This window comes from Massilia sp. YIM B02443 (assembly GCF_030411955.1).
Classification (GTDB): Bacteria; Pseudomonadota; Gammaproteobacteria; order Burkholderiales; family Burkholderiaceae_D; genus Telluria.
In genome coordinates, this window is sequence record NZ_JASNRA010000002.1 from 225,898 (window position 1) to 241,812 (window position 15,915).

Consider the following 15,915-nt stretch of genomic DNA (forward strand, 5'->3'; position numbering starts at 1 on the left):
GATCCGCTGATGCCCGATCCCCGAATCTCCGACAACGGGGCCGACGACGGCCCGCCGGTCGAGGCCGAGCCGCTGCCGCACGCCTTCGGTGCGCGCGTCCTGATGTGGAAGCAGGACCCGTCGGTGGACGAGATCGGCACCCGCAAGGCTTACCTGCCCGGGGTGGTGCTGGCCGGTCCGCGCGACGCCCGCATCGCGCCCGGCGAACCGGGCATCGCGGCGGTCGAGCCGAACGCCTTCGGCGATTTCGTGCCCCAGCCCGACACGCCCGGCTTCGACGCCGTGCACACCTTCGCCGTGGTGCGCCAGACCCTGACCATGTACCAGCGCGCGCTGGGCGCGGCCGGCGTCGCCATGCCGCTGCCGTGGCAATGGAACAGCAGCGTCGACACCAGTCCGCTGCGGGTGTTCCCGCACGGCCTGCCGGACGTGATGAACGCCTTCTACAGCCGCGCCCAGGGCTGCCTCAAGTTCGGCGATTTCGTTCCCGCCGGCGGCGGCGAGCGCGTCTACATCTGCCGCTCGTTCGACATCGTGGCCCACGAGACCGCGCACGCGGTGCTGGACGGCATCAAGCCGCGCTGGCTGCAGGCCGACGCCCCGCCCCAGACCGGCGGCCTGCACGAATCCTTCGGCGACCTGAGCGCGATCTTCCTGGCCCTGTCCCAGTTCGACCAGTGCGAAGCGATCGTGGCCCAGACCAAGGCCAGCCTGCACGACAAATCCTACCTGACCGACATCGCCGAGCAGTTCGGCGTGGCGCTCGGCACCGGCACCGGCCTGCGCAACGCCGACAACGACCTGCGCCTGGGCCAGGCCGGCACCCAGGTGCACGCCATCTCGCAGGTGTTCACCGGCGCCGTGTACGACGTGCTGGCCGACCTGTTCGCCTACGAGCGCGCGCCCGAACGCGAGGACGACGCCGCCGTGCTGCACCGGGTGGCCGGCTACCTGGCCGGGGTGCTGCTGCGCGCCCTGATTGCGTCCCCCGAAGAAGCCGCCACCTTCGCCGACGTGGTCAACGCCATGCTGCAGGCGGTGGCGCAGGACGGCAAGCCGCCCGCCTACAGCGGCTTCATCCGCAACCAGTTCAGCCGCCGCGACGTGGTCGAGGCCGGGCATGGTGCGGCCCTGGGTGCGGGAATCGGCGGCACGGTCGGCGCCCCCCTCGGGGCCGCGCTCGGCGCCGGCGCCGACTTCCTGTCCTGCATCCCGCTGGCGGCCAAGGTGTGCGACGCGCCCGGCGCGCGTCAGGACCGGCGCGCCTGCTGCGGCACCATGCAGCTGGCCGAGTACGCCAACGCCGAAAGCCTGCTGGCCGGCGAGGCGCGCCTGCTGGCGCGCTGGTGCGCCGAGCACGGCCGGCATGGGCCGGCGCTGCCGGGGATCTCTCCGGGCAGCCGGCCGGGAATGGCGCCGGGCGCGGCCGCCGCCGTGCCCGCATCGGGCCTGCCGGCGGCGGCGGGCGCGCTGGACGGGACGCTGCTGGCATGAAGATCAGCGCCCGCGCCAGCGGCGGCTTCGCCGGCCGCGATCAGACGGTCGAGCTCGATACCACCGCCCGCCCCGACGGCGCCGCGCTCGAAGCGCTGCTGGGGCGGCTCGACTTCTTCTCGGCCGCGCCCGCATGCGCGGTCGGCGCCGACCTGCCGCGCTGGGAAATCACGGTCGAGGACGGTGCGCGCTGCCACACCGTGTTCCTGAGCGACGATGGCGGCACCGCCAGTGAGGCCGGCAGCCATGTCGGCGACAGCGCCGGCAATCGTGCAGACCTCATCGCAGGCAATGGCGCCGGCAATAGCGCCGGCACCAGCGCCGACTGGCAAACGCTGCTCGGCCACCTGCGCCGGCTCGCCTGAAACGGTAGCGCGCGCCCTGTTCGGGGGACGCTGCGCTACCATTCCACGGCGCCGGAACCGCACGCCCGTGCGGCTGGGCCATCATTTGCTTATGTGGAATGTATATATAGGCGAATTTGTGGGAAAACCTGAATTGCCCTAAAATACAGTGCTTTGCCATGTCCGGCCGGCCTATTCACGCATCTGCGCCCGGCGACGCGACACTCCACCAATTGATAGGACTGTTATGACCCACGTTGTCACCGAATCGTGCATCCGTTGTCGTTACACCGACTGCGTCGATGTATGCCCGGTAGATTGTTTCCGGGAAGGCCCGAATTTCCTCGCCATCGATCCCGACGAGTGCATCGACTGCGCCGTCTGCGTGGCCGAATGCCCGGTGAATGCAATCTACGCCGAGGAAGACGTGCCTGGCGACCAGCAGCAGTTCATCAAGCTCAACGCCGACCTGGCCCGTTTCTGGCCTTCGATCACCAAGACGAAGCCGGCCCTGCCAGACGCGGAAGAGTGGAAAGACGTCAAGGACAAGCTCGACCAACTGGCCCGCTGATGCGCCTTCGCGCAACCCGTCCGGCGCCGGCGGCGCGCGGACGCTCGCGGCGCCCGCACAGGGTCGTTTTGCATGGCAGTGCTGGCTGCCATCGCCTCACCAATCAAAAAACACAGGAAGCTTAGCGCATGACTATCAATGCCACCCAGGACGCGGGCAGCATCGCTCCCAACAGTTCCTTCGCCGGCGCCATCGAAGCCGATGCCGTGATCATCGGCGCCGGCCCGGTCGGCCTGTTCCAGGTCTTCGAACTCGGCCTGCTCGAGATCAAGGCCCACGTCATCGATTCGCTGGCGGCCGTCGGCGGCCAGTGCGTGGAACTGTACCCGGACAAGCCGATCTATGACATCCCGGCGGTGCCGATCTGTACCGGCCAGGAACTGACCGACAACCTGCTCAAGCAGATCGAGCCGTTCGAGCCGACCTTCCACCTGGGCCAGGAAGTGACCACCGTGCAGCGCCGCGAAGACCAGCGCTTCAACGTCGAGACCACGCTGGGCACCCGTTTCATCACCAAGACCATCTTCATCGCCGCCGGCGTCGGTTCGTTCCAGGCGCGCACGATCAAGGTCGACGGCATCGACAAGTTCGAGAACGAGCAGCTGTTCTACCGCGTCAAGGATCCGGCACTGTTCGAAGGCAAGAACCTGGTCATCTGCGGCGGCGGCGACTCGGCCCTGGACTGGGCCCTGAACTTCGTCGGCAAGGCCGAATCGGTGGTGCTGGTGCACCGCCGCGACGACTTCCGTGCGGCCCCGGCATCGGTGGCCAAGATGAAGGCGCTGTGCGACGAGTACGAGATGCAGCTGATCACCGGCCAGGTCACCGGCTTCGACGAGAAAGACGGCCAGCTGAGCGAAGTGAAGGTCACCGGCGCCGACGGCGTCACCCGCCGCGTGCCGCTGGACATGCTGCTGGTATTCTTCGGCCTGTCGCCGAAGCTGGGTCCGATCGCCGAATGGGGCCTGGACATCGAGCGCAAGCAGCTGAAGGTGATGGACACCGAGAAGTTCGAGACCAACGTGCCGGGCATCTTCGCCGTGGGTGATATCAACACCTACCCGGGCAAGAAGAAGCTGATCCTGTCGGGCTTCCACGAAGCCGCGCTGGCCGCCTTCGGCGCCGCGCCGTACATCTTCCCGGACAAGAAGATCCACATGCAGTACACGACGACCTCGCCGAAGCTGCACAAGATCCTGGGCGTCGAAACCCCGGTCTTCGACTGATTTCCAGTCTGCAGTGCGTAGTCCGCATCGTCGTGCCGAGCGTTCAGTAACTTCGGCACGACGAAGCCCCCTCGAATGCCCCGCCCAGCGGGGCATTTTTGTTTATGTGGGGCGGCCCACCAACGGCGGGCGGGCAAATATGCTACAAGTGCAGCATACATAAGGGATGCCTAAGTCCTTGTTTCCACAGGCCAACGCAATTCCCCTATAATGATTTGAAGCAAGCCGCAATTGTTTGCGACGCGCTGTCACCCCGAAGGAATACCCTATGCTTTATCAACTGCACGAGATGCAACGCTCCTTCCTGACCCCGCTGATGCAGTGGGCCGATGCGTCCTCCAAGCTGTTTTCGAATCCCGTGTCGCCGTTCGCGCACACCCCGTTTTCCCAACGTATCGCCGCCGGTTACGAGCTGATGTACCGCCTCGGCAAGGAATACCAGAAGCCGGCCTTTGGCCTGGACACCACCACCATCGCCGGCAAGGAAGTCGCGATCCACGAGCGCACCGTGCTCGAGAAACCGTTCTGCAAGCTGCTGCACTTCAGGAAAGACCTGCCGGACGCCGAATTCGCCGCCCTCAACCAGCCGAGCGTGCTGGTGGTGGCGCCGCTGTCCGGCCACCACGCGACCCTGCTGCGCGACACCGTGCGCGCGCTGCTGGTCGAGCATGACGTCTACATCACCGACTGGACCGACGCGCGCATGGTGCCGCTGGCCGCCGGCCCGTTCCACCTCGACGACTACATCTTCTACGTGCAGGACTTCATCCGCCACCTGGGCCCGGAAGTGCACGTGATCTCGGTGTGCCAGCCGACCGTGCCGGTGCTGGCCGCGATCGCCCTGATGGCCAGCAACGACGACCCCAAGCTGCCGCGCACGATGACGATGATGGGCGGCCCGATCGACCCGCGCAAGTCGCCCACCGCGGTCAACGACCTGGCCATCGAGAAGCCGTTCTCGTGGTTCGAGAACACCGTGATCTATGCGGTGCCGGGCAATTACCCGGGCTTCGGGCGCAAGGTGTATCCGGGCTTCCTGCAGCACGCCGGCTTCATCGCCATGAACCCGGGCCGCCACGCCCAGTCGCACCGCGAGTTCTACCAGCACCTGGTGCGCGGCGACGACGATTCGGCCGAGGCGCACCGCCAGTTCTACGACGAATACAACGCCGTGCTCGACATGCCGGCCGAATACTACCTGGACACCATCAAGACCGTGTTCCAGGACTTCAGCCTGCCGAAAGGCACCTGGGAAGTCGGCGGCCAGCTGGTGCGTCCGCAGGACATCAAGAATGTCGCCCTGCTTACCGTCGAAGGCGAGCTAGACGACATCTCGGGCCTGGGCCAGACCAGCGCCGCGCACGGCCTGTGCAGCAGCATCCCGCCAGAGAAGAAGCTGGAGTTCGTGGTGCCGAAGGCCGGCCACTACGGCATCTTCTCGGGCCGCCGCTGGCGCGAGATCGTGTGTCCGAAGATTACCGGGTTCATCCAGGCGAACCGCTGACCGGGAGCGCCGGTCATGAAAGATGCCGTGGTACGCCACGGCATTTTTTTATCCCTGGTTCGTGCATCGCCTGTCAGCGCGTCCAGATGCTTGCCAGATTACAATCGACATACACCGTACCGGGCGATGTTGTCATGGACGGGTTGGCAATGATCTTCCCGGTGTAGCCCGGGGCGACCTTGCCATGCAGTGATATGCGATCCCAGGTGCGCGCGGTTGTTCTCTGTACGCGATCCACTTCGTGATCGAATAAAAACAAAGTCCCCGTAGAATTTGAATCGATCACATTCACGGTAGCATCGACGTCCCGTATATAACCTTCGGCCTCGGCGCCTTGGTGGTAGAAATGGACATAGGCACTGTGTATGCAATCGCCGGACACGTCCACCCGTACCCGTACGTTCTCCACATTACCGGTACTGGCGCCATTCGTAGCGAGAGACACCAGCCCATTGCTTCCGGGCCAATTCAGGCTGTTGGACGTCGTGATCGCGATGTCGCCCTTCCGTAACGAACATGCAATGAAGGCGCGCCTGACATTATGGCAAACCAGATCGACGTTGACGTTCTTCATGATGAAGCTCGCTCCCACGCCATAGTACGCATGGCGTACTTCGCCTTGTACGCTGATATCCGAAAGATGTCGCTGACTCGATGCATTGTTATTGGACGCGAATAGCCCGACAACGCTTTCGGCATAGCAGTCGACCATGCGCAAGCCGCTGCTGGCCTGGTCTGCCTGGATGCCGACGCAATACATCCCTCTCCAGTTAAGCCATGGACTGAATCCCGGATCCATAAAGCTGGCGCCGGCAATAGTGACGTTGGAGAAATTGAAGAAATAAAACATATTGGGCACGACCCGTGCCGACGTCGTTGCCATGAACGTGGCGCCATAGGCCGAGATGGCGACGTTGCGCACATTACGGCACAAGATGATGTAAGCCGGGTCGGCGTGGCTGCCAAAATCATAGAGGCCGGGCGGAACGAACAAGATGCCGCCGCCGCGGCGTTCGAGCGCAGCCAGGGCCCGACGGAAGGCGCCGGCGAGGATGGTCCGTCCGGTGCCGGGTACGCCGCCAAAGTCGGCCAGGCTCACGCGATTGGACGGCACCGCAGCGCCGCCGGTATCGCCCACCTTGCCGCGCTTCCTGATCCTCGGCGGCGCATCCTGCAAACGCAGCGGCCACAGGCATGCCGCGCCCGCGCTCGCACCGCCGATCAGAAAACGGCGTCGCCCGCGCGCATATCCGGTTCCAATCCTCATCTGCCGCCTCCGTCTGGCCACCCGACACTACCGCGTCCACTTTGACAGAGAACTGCAGTCTTTTCATGCCATCGGCACAGGCTCTTGATCTGTCAGTAGCGTGCAAAGAGGACAGGTTCGGGCAGCGCGGCATCGACCGTCCGCCGGCGGACGTGATTGGCAGCGCAGAAGGCGGGATGCGAGACGGCCGCTAGCGCACCACCTGCGCTACCCGGCCGGTAGCGATCGCTACCAGCGCATAACTGCCGCCGGTCTGCACCCACTGGTGCCCGCGCGGCGGCTTGGCCAGGCGCAGCGAGCGCCAGTTCTCGACTACGTATTGATGCGTCTGGTAGCGTGCCGGCAGGCGTTCGCCACGGCGCAGCTCACCATCCGATTCGACGCTGCGGTACGGCCCCGCCTTCAGCGCCGCCGGCTGCACCTGGGCCGGCGCGCCCGGGTTCGCCGCACTGGCCGGTGCGCCGCCCGTGCGCGGCTGCAAGCCATCCCCGGCCGACATCAGCGCGGCGAAGATCAGCGGCGCAATCAACTCGTTCATCTCGGCCCCCTCGGTCAGTGAGCCGCCAGTACACCAGCGTATCGGGGCCGCGTCTGTTAGCTCGAACACGTACATTACAAACGGCTGAGCTCGAGTCGATCGAAACGGATCGCCTTTGCGCAAGCTCAAGCCACGCCGAGTGCCGCGCGCCGACGACTGTTTTGGCGGATAATGTCGGCTTATCAGATTTGAATCGCCGATTTTCTCCGCCGTGACCAAGCCCCTCGCCGACCAGCTCGAAGACCTGCTGCCGCAGACCCAGTGCACCAAATGCGGTTATCCCGCCTGCCGTCCGTACGCCGAAGCGATGGCGCGCGGCGAAGCGGAGATCAACCAGTGCCCGCCGGGCGGCATCGAAGGCGTGCGCCGCCTGGCGGCCGCCACCGGGCGCCCGGTGATCCCGATCAACCCGGCCAACGGCGTCGAGCGTCCGCGCCCGGTCGCCTTCATCGACGAGTCGCTGTGCATCGGCTGCACGCTGTGCATCCAGGCCTGCCCGGTCGACGCCATCCTGGGCGCGGCCAAGCAGATGCACACCATCCTGCCCAGCCTGTGCACCGGCTGCGACCTGTGCGTGGCGCCGTGCCCGGTCGACTGCATCGCCATGGTGCCGGTCACCGGCGCCGCCACCGGCTGGGACGCCTGGTCGCAGGCGGACGCCGACGCCGCAAGAAGCCGCCACGACTTCCGCAGCGCGCGCCTGCAGCGCGAGCGCGAAGAGAACGATGCGCGGCTGGCCGCCAAGGCGGTGGAGAAGATGCGCGCCGTCACCGCCGAAGCCACCAATACCCCGGAAGAACTGGCCGAGAAGGAGCGCAAGCGCGCCATCATCGCCGCCGCCATGGAACGCGCGCGCCTGAAGGCCGCCGGCAACCCAGACAAGACCTGAACGATGAACCCCGCCAAACGCCTCGAGATCTTCACCCGTTTCCGCGAAGCCAATCCCCATCCCACGACCGAACTCGAATTCACGACGCCGTTCGAACTCCTGATCGCGGTGCTGCTGTCGGCGCAGGCCACCGACGTCGGCGTCAACAAGGCGATGCGGCGCCTGTTCCCGGTGGCGAACACGCCGCAGGCGATCCTGGATCTCGGCATCGACGAACTGAAAAGCTATATCGCGACCATCGGTCTGTACAACACCAAGGCCAAGAACGTGATGGCCACCTGCCAGATCCTGGTCGAGCAGCACGGCGGCGAAGTGCCGCCGCTGCGCGAAGCGCTGGAAGCCTTGCCGGGCGTGGGCCGCAAGACCGCCAACGTGGTGCTGAACACGGCGTTCGGCCAGCCGACCATGGCGGTCGACACCCACATCTTCCGCGTGTCCAACCGCACCAAGATCGCGCCGGGCAAGAACGTCGACATCGTCGAGCAGAAGCTGCTGAAATTCGTGCCCAAAGACTTTTTGCAAGACGCCCATCACTGGCTGATCCTGCACGGGCGCTACACCTGCGTAGCGCGCAAGCCCAAATGCTGGAACTGCCTGATCGCCGACCTGTGCGAATTCAAGGACAAGACCCCGGCGCCGAGCGGGGTGCACGACCCGGCGCTGGACGCTCAGGTCGATGCCGCCGTTGCGGCAGTCTCTGCCGCAAGCTGAACGCTAGAGGCGGGTTTCCCCGGTCGCGAACGAGGCGCGCGCGATGCGCCCGTCGACCACTTCATACACGCACAGCATTTCCACAGTCCCCTTCCCTTCAGGGAAGTTGCGGGTGACGATCTCGAGGTCGGTGACGAAGTTGTCGAGCACCGTGCGCGACAGCAGGCGCGCATGCAGGTCCGGTTCCACGAAGCGCGCTTCGTAGCGCGGGCGGATCTGGTCGTGGCCCGTGGCCAGCAGCGCGCCGTGCAGGGCGAATTGCTGCGCATCCGGCGCATAGGTGGCCATCAGGGCGTCGAGGTCCTTGGCGTTGTAGGCGTCGAGCTGGGCCTGGACCACGGCGAGTGGAGACATCGGCATACGTTCTTTCGATAAAAAAGTCGCACCGATTCTACAACAGCACCAGGTTGTCGCGATGGATCAGTTCATGGCCTTCGACGAAACCGAGGATGCTTTCGATCTCGCCCGATGAATGGCGCATGATGCGCCGCACTTCGCCGCTGGCGTAGTTGCTCAGCCCGCGTGCCAGCGGCCGGCCCGCCTCATCGACGCAGGTCACCACCTGGCCGCGTCCGAATTCGCCCTTCACCGCCAGCACCCCGATCGGCAGCAGCGACTTGCCGTCGCGCGTGAGCTTCGCGGCGGCGCCGGCGTCGATCACCACTTCGCCGGCCGTGTGCAGGTGGTCGACCATCCATTGGCGCCGTGCGGTCAGGCGCCCGGTGGCGGCGCGCAGTTCGGTGCCGATCGCTTCGCCGCCGGCAAGCCGGGTCAGCACGTCGGGCTCGCGGCCCCAGGCGATGATGGTATGCGCGCCCGAGCGCGCCGCGCGGCGCGCCGCCAGCACCTTGGTCAGCATGCCGCCGCGCCCGATGCTGCTGCCGGCGCCGCCGGCCATCGCTTCCAGCTGCGGATCGCCCGCCTCGGCCTGCCCGATGAGTTGCGCGTCCGGGTCCTTGCGCGGGTCGCTCGAGAACAGGCCGCGCTGGTCGGTCAGGATCACCAGCGCATCGGCCTCGATCAGGTTGGCTACCAGCGCGCCGAGGGTGTCGTTGTCGCCGAACTTGATCTCGTCGGTAACGACCGTGTCGTTCTCGTTGATGATCGGGACCACTTTCAGGCGCAGCAGCGTGCTCAGGGTCGAGCGCGCGTTCAGGTAGCGCTCGCGGTCGGCCAGGTCGGCGTGGGTCAGCAGCACTTGCGCGGTGGCGACGTCGTGGGCGCGAAAGCTCGACTCGTAGATCTGGGCCAGGCCCATCTGGCCGCAGGCGGCGCAGGCCTGCAGTTCATGGATGTCGGTCGGGCGCTTGCTGAAGCCGAGGCGCAGCATGCCTTCGGCGATCGCGCCCGAGCTGACCAGGATGACTTCCTTGCCGAGCGCGCGCAGGGCGGCGATCTGCTGCGCCCAGCGGGCGATGGCGGCGTGGTCGAGGCCCCTTCCCTCGTCGGTGACGAGCGAGGAGCCGACCTTGACGATGATGCGGTTGGCTTGCTGAAGTACGGAGTGAGCGGAGTTGGCTGGATTCATGGCGACAGGATTTTCCCTCGCGGGCGCAGCGCCAGCAGGGAAAGTCCTGCCAGCAGCTCGACCGCGCAGACGACGAATAATACCCCCGTGGGCAAGCCGATCGCGAAGGCCGCCACCAGGCGGCCGGCCGGCTGGGCCAGGAGGAACAGGGCAACGAGGTCGCCGAGCAGCGGCTGGTCGCCGTGCCGGGAAGCCAACAGCGCCAGTCCCGCGGTAGCGAGACGGATGCCGACATAGATGGCGTAGAACTGGCTGTAGCCGTTCACGCCGACGAGAAACAGGCCCATCGCCGACGCGACGCGGTCGGGATCGAGCATGGCCACCAGGGCGGCCAGGGAACTGACGGTGGCGACCAGCGACAACAGCCGGGCGCGCAGCCCGGCACGCGACCACGGACCGTCGGCGCTTGCTGCGGCGGCAGTTGCCGTGGCCTTGGCAGTGCGTGGAACGCCGGCGCTCAAATCAGTCTTCGAGGATCTTGAAACGAGGATCGTCCGGATCGATCGACGAAATGCCGCGTGCTTCCTCGGTCATCGAGACTTCTTCGGCACGCTGTTCCGAGTGGCGCTTTTCTTCCAGGTGCAGGTAGATCGCGTTGATCAGGTCCTGGCAGCCTTCGCGGTTCAGCGCAGAGATCTCGAACACCGGGCCCTTCCACGCCATGCGCTTGACGAAGTCCTTGACGACCTTCTTGCGCTCGGACTCTTCCACCACGTCGAGCTTGTTCAGCACCAGCCAGCGCGGCTTGTTGAGCAGCTCTTCGTCGTACTTCTCGAGTTCCTTGACCAGGGCCTTGGCTTCCTTGACCGGATCGGCCTTGGCATCGAAGCCCGACAGGTCGACGATGTGCAGCAGCAAGCCGGTGCGCGCCAGGTGGCGCAGGAACTGGTGGCCCAGGCCGGCGCCTTCGGCCGCGCCTTCGATCAGGCCCGGGATGTCGGCGATCACGAAACTCTTTTCGTGCGACACGCGCACCACGCCCAGGTTCGGGTGCAGGGTGGTGAACGGATAGTCGGCGATCTTCGGCTTGGCGTTCGACACGGCCGTGATGAAGGTCGACTTGCCGGCATTCGGCATGCCCAGCAGGCCGACGTCGGCCAGCACCTTCAGTTCCAGGCGCAGGGTGCGGCGCTCGCCATCCTTGCCCTCGGTCTTCTGGCGCGGTGCGCGGTTGGTCGAGGTTTTAAAATGGATATTGCCCCAACCGCCCTCGCCGCCTTTGGCCAGCAGTTCGGTCTGGCCGTGTTCGGTCAGGTCGGCGACGATCTCGCCGTTCAGGTCGTCGACGATCAGGGTGCCGACCGGCATCCGGATGGTGACGTCTTCCGCGCCCTTGCCGTAGCAGTCCGAGCCGCGGCCCGGTTCGCCGTTGCGGGCGGTGTGGGTTTTCGAGTAACGGAAGTCGACCAGGGTGTTCACGTTGCGGTCGGCAACCACGTAGATCGAGCCGCCCTTGCCGCCGTCGCCGCCGTCCGGACCGCCGAATGGGCGGAACTTTTCGCGACGGAACGAGGCGCACCCGTTGCCGCCGTCGCCAGCGATGACTTCAATTCTTGCTTCGTCAATAAACTTCATGATTGTGACCGCTTAAAAACTAAAAAGGCCCTACCGTGGGCAGAGCCTTTCGATGGAAGGCTTACGCCTTGCAAAGAAGCGCCGCATGATGCGGCGCTGAGTGCTATTACGCTGCGACTGCTTCGTTGGCAACGACGGTCACGAATTGCTTCGAGCCCACGCCTTGCTTGACGAACTTGACGGTACCGTCGACCAGCGCGAACAGGGTGTGATCCTTGCCGGTGCCGACGTTGGCGCCAGCGCGCACCGGGGTGCCGCGTTGACGGATGATGATGCCGCCGGCGTTGATCGCCTGGCCGCCGTAGACTTTCACGCCGAGGCGTTTGCTTTCTGAGTCACGGCCGTTGCGGGTAGTACCGCCGCCTTTTTTGTGTGCCATTGTATTACTCCTTGATGACTATGCTGGGAACCGGACGGCGATTAGCCGTTGATCGAAACGATCTGGATTTCGGTGAAGTTCTGGCGATGGCCCTGACGCTTCTGGTAGTGCTTACGACGGCGCATCTTGAAGATACGGACCTTGTCGTGACGACCATGCGAAACCACTTTCACCAGCACCGTTGCACCTTCGACCAGCGGAGCACCAAACTTGATGCTGTCGCCCGCGCCAACGGCGAGGACCTGATCGATCGTGAGTTCGGAACCAATGTCAGCCGGTATCTGTTCTACTTTAAGTTTTTCACCAGCGACAACTTTGTATTGCTTGCCACCGGTTTTTATGACCGCGTACATGATTTGAAACCTCATCAAATGTTAAAAGAATCCCTGGCGCAGATGAGCCGCACTGCTGCGCTGAACTGTTTGAAAGCCGGGGAACAGGGGATTATACATGGGACAGGCATGTGCGTCAAAGCCGATTGCGCTTTGCGCCGGCGCCTGTTGCAACGGCGGCGTAAGGACGGTGCGCGCCCCGCCGCGCCATAGGGAGAACGCGGCCGCGGCATAGGACGCATTTCCCTTGCATGTCGTATAATCGCCGCACTCATATACAATCCATCGCCTGCAGGTTCGCCTTGTCCGCCGCCAATCAACACGCCCAACAGAACACCATCGTCCAATCGATCGCGCCCGACATGGAGGCCGTCAACACGGTGATCCGCCAGCGGCTGCATTCCGAAGTCACCCTGGTGAACCAGATCGCCGAGTACATCATCAGCGCCGGCGGCAAGCGTATCCGCCCGGTGCTGGTGCTGCTGCTGGCCAATGCCTACGGCTACAAGGGCGAGGACCACCACGAACTGGCGGCGGTGGTCGAATTCATCCATACCGCGACGCTGCTGCACGACGACGTGGTCGACGAATCGTCGATGCGGCGCGGGCGCCAGACCGCCAACGCCTTGTTCGGCAACGCAGCCTCGGTGCTGGTCGGCGACTTCTTGTACTCGCGTTCGTTCCAGATGATGGTCGGCCTGGACAATATGCGCGTGATGCGCATCCTGTCCGACGCCACCAACGTGATCGCCGAAGGCGAAGTGCTGCAGCTGCTGAACATGCACGATCCGGACGTGACCGAAGCGGCCTACCTCTTGGTGATCCGCTCCAAGACCGCCAAGCTGTTCGAAGCCGCCGCCGAACTCGGCGCGCTGGTGGCCGGCGCCAACGATGAACAGATTGCCGCGGCCGGCGAATACGGCCGCTCGCTCGGCACCGCCTTCCAGCTGATCGACGATGTGCTCGACTACGCCGGCGACGCCGCCGAGATCGGCAAGAATCTGGGCGACGACCTGCGCGAAGGCAAACCTACCCTGCCGCTGATCTGGCTGATGGAGCACGGCAGCGCGCAGCAGCGCGAGCTGGTGCGCAGCTGCATCGAGCAAGGCGACGAGCAGCAGTTCGACGCGGTGCTGGCGGCGGTGACCTCGAGCGGCGCCCTGGATTACACCCGTTCGCAGGCCGAACAGGCGGCGCGGCGCGCGTCGGCGTCCATCGCCGATCTGCCCGACAGCATCTACAAAAACAGCCTGCTCCAGCTCTGCAGCTTCGCTGTTGACAGGAACCATTAAGATTATTATAGTAATGCCTTCCCGGGATGGCTGTAATGACGTCCCGAACCGTCGGGGTGTAGCTTAGCCCGGTAGAGCGCTACGTTCGGGACGTAGAGGCCGGAGGTTCGAATCCTCTCACCCCGACCACAGAATTTATCACACGACAGCGGCCGCCGGGCCGCTGTTTTCGTTTACGCCTGCGCTATCGAATATTTCCCTGAAAATGAGTCTACGGACCGAAGAGTGCGGGGTCTCTGCATTAACCGGGGTTTGGCACACTTCATCTTGCGCGGCTCGTTTACACCACCAACTGCCGTGCTGATGTGAGCATTAGACTTATTACCCTTTTTTTTGGATAAGGATCTCTACCGACAATCACAAATTTGGCATATCCTAGCGGTAGACATGGTTAAGAAGGATGTGCATGGCGGGCGAAATTATTCGGTTAGGTGACAAGACAAGCCAAGACGGTACCGTGGTGGAAGGATCACTGACTGATATCTGCATGGGCAAGCCGATCGCGTACATCGGCCACCAGACCTACTGCCCCAAGTGCAAGGGAAACTATCCGATCATAGAAGGTGTACTCACCACCACCTTTTATGGCAAAGGCGTAGCGGTAGCTGGTATGAAGACGGCTTGTGGTGCTGTGTTGCTGGCCAGTCAATTTACCGACGTTGTCGAATGCGGATCGGGCACCAGTGCCAGCTCTAGCGTGACTGCCCAAAAAAGGGCTGACGCGGCAACAGCGAGGGCGGCGCAAGCAATTCCTTCACACAATGCCGCGCAGAGTGGCAGTGAGGACGACGAAATTGAAATCGAGCATTTTTATAGCCTGGTCGGTGAAGATGGCAAGCCAGTCGATGCCTACTGTTACGACCTGCGCATGGCCGATGTCTTACACACCAAAGCGGGCATTTATACAGATGGAGAAACGGTCAAGATCACCGGCGCCGGACAGTCTTGCCTTATCACGTGGCTCGACAGGGATGGTGGATTGCGGGGATGAGTGACACTAACACCATCAGTAAAGAAATGCGTATTCTGGCAGCCATGGCTTATGGCGAGGCCTCGCCGAAGGATGTGCCAGAAGAGATCAGCGCCATCGCGTATGTGCTAGTACGCCAGCGAAATGCGCGCGGGTATTCGGATATGAGCACCTTCGTTACGTCCGACAAAACGTTTTCCTTCGTCGTCAAGGACGGCAACGCGCGCTACAAGAAATTCACGAATGCCAGCGAAGCAGAGATCGCCAAGGATGCTGGCATGAGCGCTGCGCTTGACGCAGCGAAGAAGGCACTCGCATACGAGGGTGCGGATTTTTCGAACGGCGGCTATTTCTGGGATGGCGCCGATATCAAGTCCAATTACAAAAATCATTTTAAAGTGAAACATGGGATCCAGTTTTCCGATCCTACACATAACATCTATGACATCAAGGAATCGACCAAGCTGGTTATCATCACCAAGACGATAGTCAAGAAGAAAAAAGGCAAGGTGATCAGTTCGGAAACAGTGGAAGTAGCCAGGTACGACCACATCTATGTTTCCACCGCCGCATATGGCGGCACAATCTTCTGGAAGCACAATCCGGCCTATATGAAAGCCACCGGCGCAAAGGAATACAAGTGAAAGCACTCTTTGCTGGACTACTACTGGGCGTCCTCACCGCGCAGGCCTGTGCCAGGCCCAGTCCTGCTGTCGTAGACGCCTGCCTGCGCACCGAGAGCGTGTCGCCCAAGGTGCGTTACACTTCGATAACAGCAGACGCCTTCCAGGTAACCGAAGATGAAGAAGCGGGGAAAACCGATATCACACTGCAACACGGCCCCGACACCGTCGGGACCTGGGAAATAAAAAAACCGCAAGCGTTCGGCTTGGTATTCAATGGGAAGGAAACGCCTCTGTCACGTGTCACGCGCCTTGACAAGCGCAAGCCGCCTGCAGTGTTCAATCCGTATGAAGCGATATGGGGCGAGGCGCGCGAAGGCAGCAAGTCATACATTTGCGCCACCTTCAACTTCGACGGTTTGGGAAAGAGCGGCAGTTTCCAGAACATGCGCGGATTGTATCTGATCGAGCGTAAGGCGCATGACGGTGCTACGTTCTATGCGTCAGGCAATATAGCCGTGAGCGAAAAATAATACTATCGCCAGGTATGTATGCGGTATGCGGCCGTCACCTACGAGGTAGAAGCGCCCCGCCAGGCGGTCATCAGCCGAGTGATTCTCTGCGTTTCGGATGCTACACGGGAAGTCGGTTTATGTGACCGTCCAGCAATAT

19 protein-coding genes and 1 tRNA gene are annotated in these 15,915 nt (G+C 63.5%); 12 read left to right on the top strand and 8 right to left on the bottom strand.

What is annotated here, in order from left to right; genetic code table 11:
- Nucleotides 1–9: 9 nt before the first annotated feature.
- The 5 genes from QPK27_RS03280 to QPK27_RS03300 all read left to right on the top strand — a co-directional run bounded on the left by QPK27_RS03280 (nucleotide 10) and on the right by QPK27_RS03300 (nucleotide 5,139).
- Entirely contained in the window at nucleotides 10–1,494 is a 1,485-nt protein-coding gene (locus tag QPK27_RS03280; protein ID WP_290416776.1) for a hypothetical protein, read from the top strand.
- Nucleotides 1,491–1,859 (top strand): protealysin inhibitor emfourin, encoded by a 369-nt coding sequence (locus QPK27_RS03285; protein ID WP_290416777.1) that lies wholly within the window; start codon nucleotides 1,491–1,493, stop codon nucleotides 1,857–1,859. The genes QPK27_RS03280 and QPK27_RS03285 overlap by 4 nt, the downstream gene beginning before the upstream one ends.
- A gap of 226 nt (nucleotides 1,860–2,085) precedes the next feature.
- Nucleotides 2,086–2,409 (top strand): ferredoxin FdxA, encoded by a 324-nt coding sequence (gene fdxA / locus QPK27_RS03290; protein ID WP_005668458.1) that lies wholly within the window; start codon nucleotides 2,086–2,088, stop codon nucleotides 2,407–2,409.
- Between the two features lie 128 nt (nucleotides 2,410–2,537).
- Nucleotides 2,538–3,635 (top strand): NAD(P)/FAD-dependent oxidoreductase, encoded by a 1,098-nt coding sequence (locus QPK27_RS03295; protein ID WP_290416778.1) that lies wholly within the window; start codon nucleotides 2,538–2,540, stop codon nucleotides 3,633–3,635.
- Between the two features lie 268 nt (nucleotides 3,636–3,903).
- Nucleotides 3,904–5,139, top strand: a complete 1,236-nt coding sequence (locus tag QPK27_RS03300; RefSeq protein WP_290416779.1) for a polyhydroxyalkanoate depolymerase — start codon at nucleotides 3,904–3,906, stop codon at nucleotides 5,137–5,139.
- A 73-nt stretch (nucleotides 5,140–5,212) separates the two neighbouring features.
- Here the strand turns inward: QPK27_RS03300 and QPK27_RS03305 are convergent, their stop codons facing one another.
- Both QPK27_RS03305 and QPK27_RS03310 read right to left on the bottom strand, forming a co-directional pair.
- Nucleotides 5,213–6,406, bottom strand: a complete 1,194-nt coding sequence (locus tag QPK27_RS03305) for a hypothetical protein (RefSeq protein WP_290416780.1) — start codon at nucleotides 6,404–6,406, stop codon at nucleotides 5,213–5,215.
- Nucleotides 6,407–6,596: 190 nt separating this feature from the next.
- The gene (locus QPK27_RS03310) at nucleotides 6,597–6,944 is read right to left on the bottom strand and encodes an RcnB family protein (protein ID WP_290416781.1); all 348 of its coding nucleotides are present in this window, start codon (nucleotides 6,942–6,944) and stop codon (nucleotides 6,597–6,599) included.
- A gap of 199 nt (nucleotides 6,945–7,143) precedes the next feature.
- Here QPK27_RS03310 and rsxB point away from each other — a divergent pair, with 199 nt between their 5' ends.
- A complete protein-coding gene (gene rsxB / locus QPK27_RS03315; protein ID WP_290416959.1) occupies nucleotides 7,144–7,833 on the top strand; it encodes an electron transport complex subunit RsxB in 690 nt (229 codons plus the stop codon).
- Between the two features lie 3 nt (nucleotides 7,834–7,836).
- Nucleotides 7,837–8,544 carry an endonuclease III gene (gene nth, locus QPK27_RS03320; RefSeq protein ID WP_290416782.1) on the top strand — a complete coding sequence of 236 codons (708 nt, stop codon included), beginning with the start codon at nucleotides 7,837–7,839 and terminating at the stop codon, nucleotides 8,542–8,544.
- 3 nt (nucleotides 8,545–8,547) lie between these two features.
- On the opposite strand, the gene QPK27_RS03325 is transcribed toward nth, so the two are convergent.
- The 6 genes from QPK27_RS03325 to rplU form a co-directional block, all read right to left on the bottom strand.
- Nucleotides 8,548–8,898 carry a nuclear transport factor 2 family protein gene (locus QPK27_RS03325; protein WP_290416783.1) on the bottom strand — a complete coding sequence of 117 codons (351 nt, stop codon included), beginning with the start codon at nucleotides 8,896–8,898 and terminating at the stop codon, nucleotides 8,548–8,550.
- Nucleotides 8,899–8,935: 37 nt separating this feature from the next.
- Nucleotides 8,936–10,072, bottom strand: coding sequence for a glutamate 5-kinase (gene proB / locus QPK27_RS03330; protein ID WP_290416784.1), 1,137 nt, complete (start codon nucleotides 10,070–10,072; stop codon nucleotides 8,936–8,938).
- A complete protein-coding gene (locus QPK27_RS03335; protein WP_290416785.1) occupies nucleotides 10,069–10,533 on the bottom strand; it encodes a hypothetical protein in 465 nt (154 codons plus the stop codon). The genes proB and QPK27_RS03335 overlap by 4 nt, the downstream gene beginning before the upstream one ends.
- Before the next feature lies 1 nt (nucleotide 10,534).
- Nucleotides 10,535–11,647 (bottom strand): Obg family GTPase CgtA, encoded by a 1,113-nt coding sequence (gene cgtA / locus QPK27_RS03340; protein ID WP_290416786.1) that lies wholly within the window; start codon nucleotides 11,645–11,647, stop codon nucleotides 10,535–10,537.
- Nucleotides 11,648–11,753: 106 nt separating this feature from the next.
- On the bottom strand, nucleotides 11,754–12,026 hold the full coding sequence (rpmA, locus tag QPK27_RS03345; RefSeq protein ID WP_005668438.1) for a 50S ribosomal protein L27: 273 nt from the start codon (nucleotides 12,024–12,026) through the stop codon (nucleotides 11,754–11,756).
- Nucleotides 12,027–12,067: 41 nt separating this feature from the next.
- Entirely contained in the window at nucleotides 12,068–12,379 is a 312-nt protein-coding gene (rplU, locus tag QPK27_RS03350) for a 50S ribosomal protein L21 (protein ID WP_005668436.1), read from the bottom strand.
- Nucleotides 12,380–12,660: 281 nt separating this feature from the next.
- Here rplU and ispB point away from each other — a divergent pair, with 281 nt between their 5' ends.
- The 5 genes from ispB to QPK27_RS03375 all read left to right on the top strand — a co-directional run bounded on the left by ispB (nucleotide 12,661) and on the right by QPK27_RS03375 (nucleotide 15,776).
- Nucleotides 12,661–13,650 carry an octaprenyl diphosphate synthase gene (ispB, locus tag QPK27_RS03355; protein ID WP_290416787.1) on the top strand — a complete coding sequence of 330 codons (990 nt, stop codon included), beginning with the start codon at nucleotides 12,661–12,663 and terminating at the stop codon, nucleotides 13,648–13,650.
- A gap of 52 nt (nucleotides 13,651–13,702) precedes the next feature.
- A tRNA-Pro gene (locus QPK27_RS03360) sits at nucleotides 13,703–13,779 on the top strand.
- A gap of 277 nt (nucleotides 13,780–14,056) precedes the next feature.
- Complete coding sequence (locus QPK27_RS03365) at nucleotides 14,057–14,641, top strand: PAAR domain-containing protein (protein ID WP_290416788.1); 585 nt, start codon at nucleotides 14,057–14,059, stop codon at nucleotides 14,639–14,641.
- Complete coding sequence (locus tag QPK27_RS03370) at nucleotides 14,638–15,264, top strand: hypothetical protein (RefSeq protein WP_290416789.1); 627 nt, start codon at nucleotides 14,638–14,640, stop codon at nucleotides 15,262–15,264. The genes QPK27_RS03365 and QPK27_RS03370 overlap by 4 nt, the downstream gene beginning before the upstream one ends.
- A complete protein-coding gene (locus QPK27_RS03375) occupies nucleotides 15,261–15,776 on the top strand; it encodes a hypothetical protein (RefSeq protein WP_290416790.1) in 516 nt (171 codons plus the stop codon). Before QPK27_RS03370 ends, QPK27_RS03375 begins: the two co-directional genes overlap by 4 nt.
- The last annotated feature ends 139 nt before the right edge of the window (nucleotides 15,777–15,915 follow it).

What these genes read in the sequence shown, in the direction of transcription:
- QPK27_RS03280 (WP_290416776.1), top strand. Translation starts at nt 10, where the DNA reads ATGCCCGATCCCCGAATCTCCGACAACGGGGCCGACGACGGCCCGCCG.
- QPK27_RS03285 (WP_290416777.1), top strand. Translation starts at nt 1,491, where the DNA reads ATGAAGATCAGCGCCCGCGCCAGCGGCGGCTTCGCCGGCCGCGATCAG.
- fdxA (WP_005668458.1), top strand. Translation starts at nt 2,086, where the DNA reads ATGACCCACGTTGTCACCGAATCGTGCATCCGTTGTCGTTACACCGAC.
- QPK27_RS03295 (WP_290416778.1), top strand. Translation starts at nt 2,538, where the DNA reads ATGACTATCAATGCCACCCAGGACGCGGGCAGCATCGCTCCCAACAGT.
- QPK27_RS03300 (WP_290416779.1), top strand. Translation starts at nt 3,904, where the DNA reads ATGCTTTATCAACTGCACGAGATGCAACGCTCCTTCCTGACCCCGCTG.
- QPK27_RS03305 (WP_290416780.1), bottom strand. Translation starts at nt 6,406, where the DNA reads ATGAGGATTGGAACCGGATATGCGCGCGGGCGACGCCGTTTTCTGATC.
- QPK27_RS03310 (WP_290416781.1), bottom strand. Translation starts at nt 6,944, where the DNA reads ATGAACGAGTTGATTGCGCCGCTGATCTTCGCCGCGCTGATGTCGGCC.
- nth (WP_290416782.1), top strand. Translation starts at nt 7,837, where the DNA reads ATGAACCCCGCCAAACGCCTCGAGATCTTCACCCGTTTCCGCGAAGCC.
- QPK27_RS03325 (WP_290416783.1), bottom strand. Translation starts at nt 8,898, where the DNA reads ATGTCTCCACTCGCCGTGGTCCAGGCCCAGCTCGACGCCTACAACGCC.
- proB (WP_290416784.1), bottom strand. Translation starts at nt 10,072, where the DNA reads ATGAATCCAGCCAACTCCGCTCACTCCGTACTTCAGCAAGCCAACCGC.
- cgtA (WP_290416786.1), bottom strand. Translation starts at nt 11,647, where the DNA reads ATGAAGTTTATTGACGAAGCAAGAATTGAAGTCATCGCTGGCGACGGC.
- rpmA (WP_005668438.1), bottom strand. Translation starts at nt 12,026, where the DNA reads ATGGCACACAAAAAAGGCGGCGGTACTACCCGCAACGGCCGTGACTCA.
- rplU (WP_005668436.1), bottom strand. Translation starts at nt 12,379, where the DNA reads ATGTACGCGGTCATAAAAACCGGTGGCAAGCAATACAAAGTTGTCGCT.
- QPK27_RS03365 (WP_290416788.1), top strand. Translation starts at nt 14,057, where the DNA reads ATGGCGGGCGAAATTATTCGGTTAGGTGACAAGACAAGCCAAGACGGT.
- QPK27_RS03370 (WP_290416789.1), top strand. Translation starts at nt 14,638, where the DNA reads ATGAGTGACACTAACACCATCAGTAAAGAAATGCGTATTCTGGCAGCC.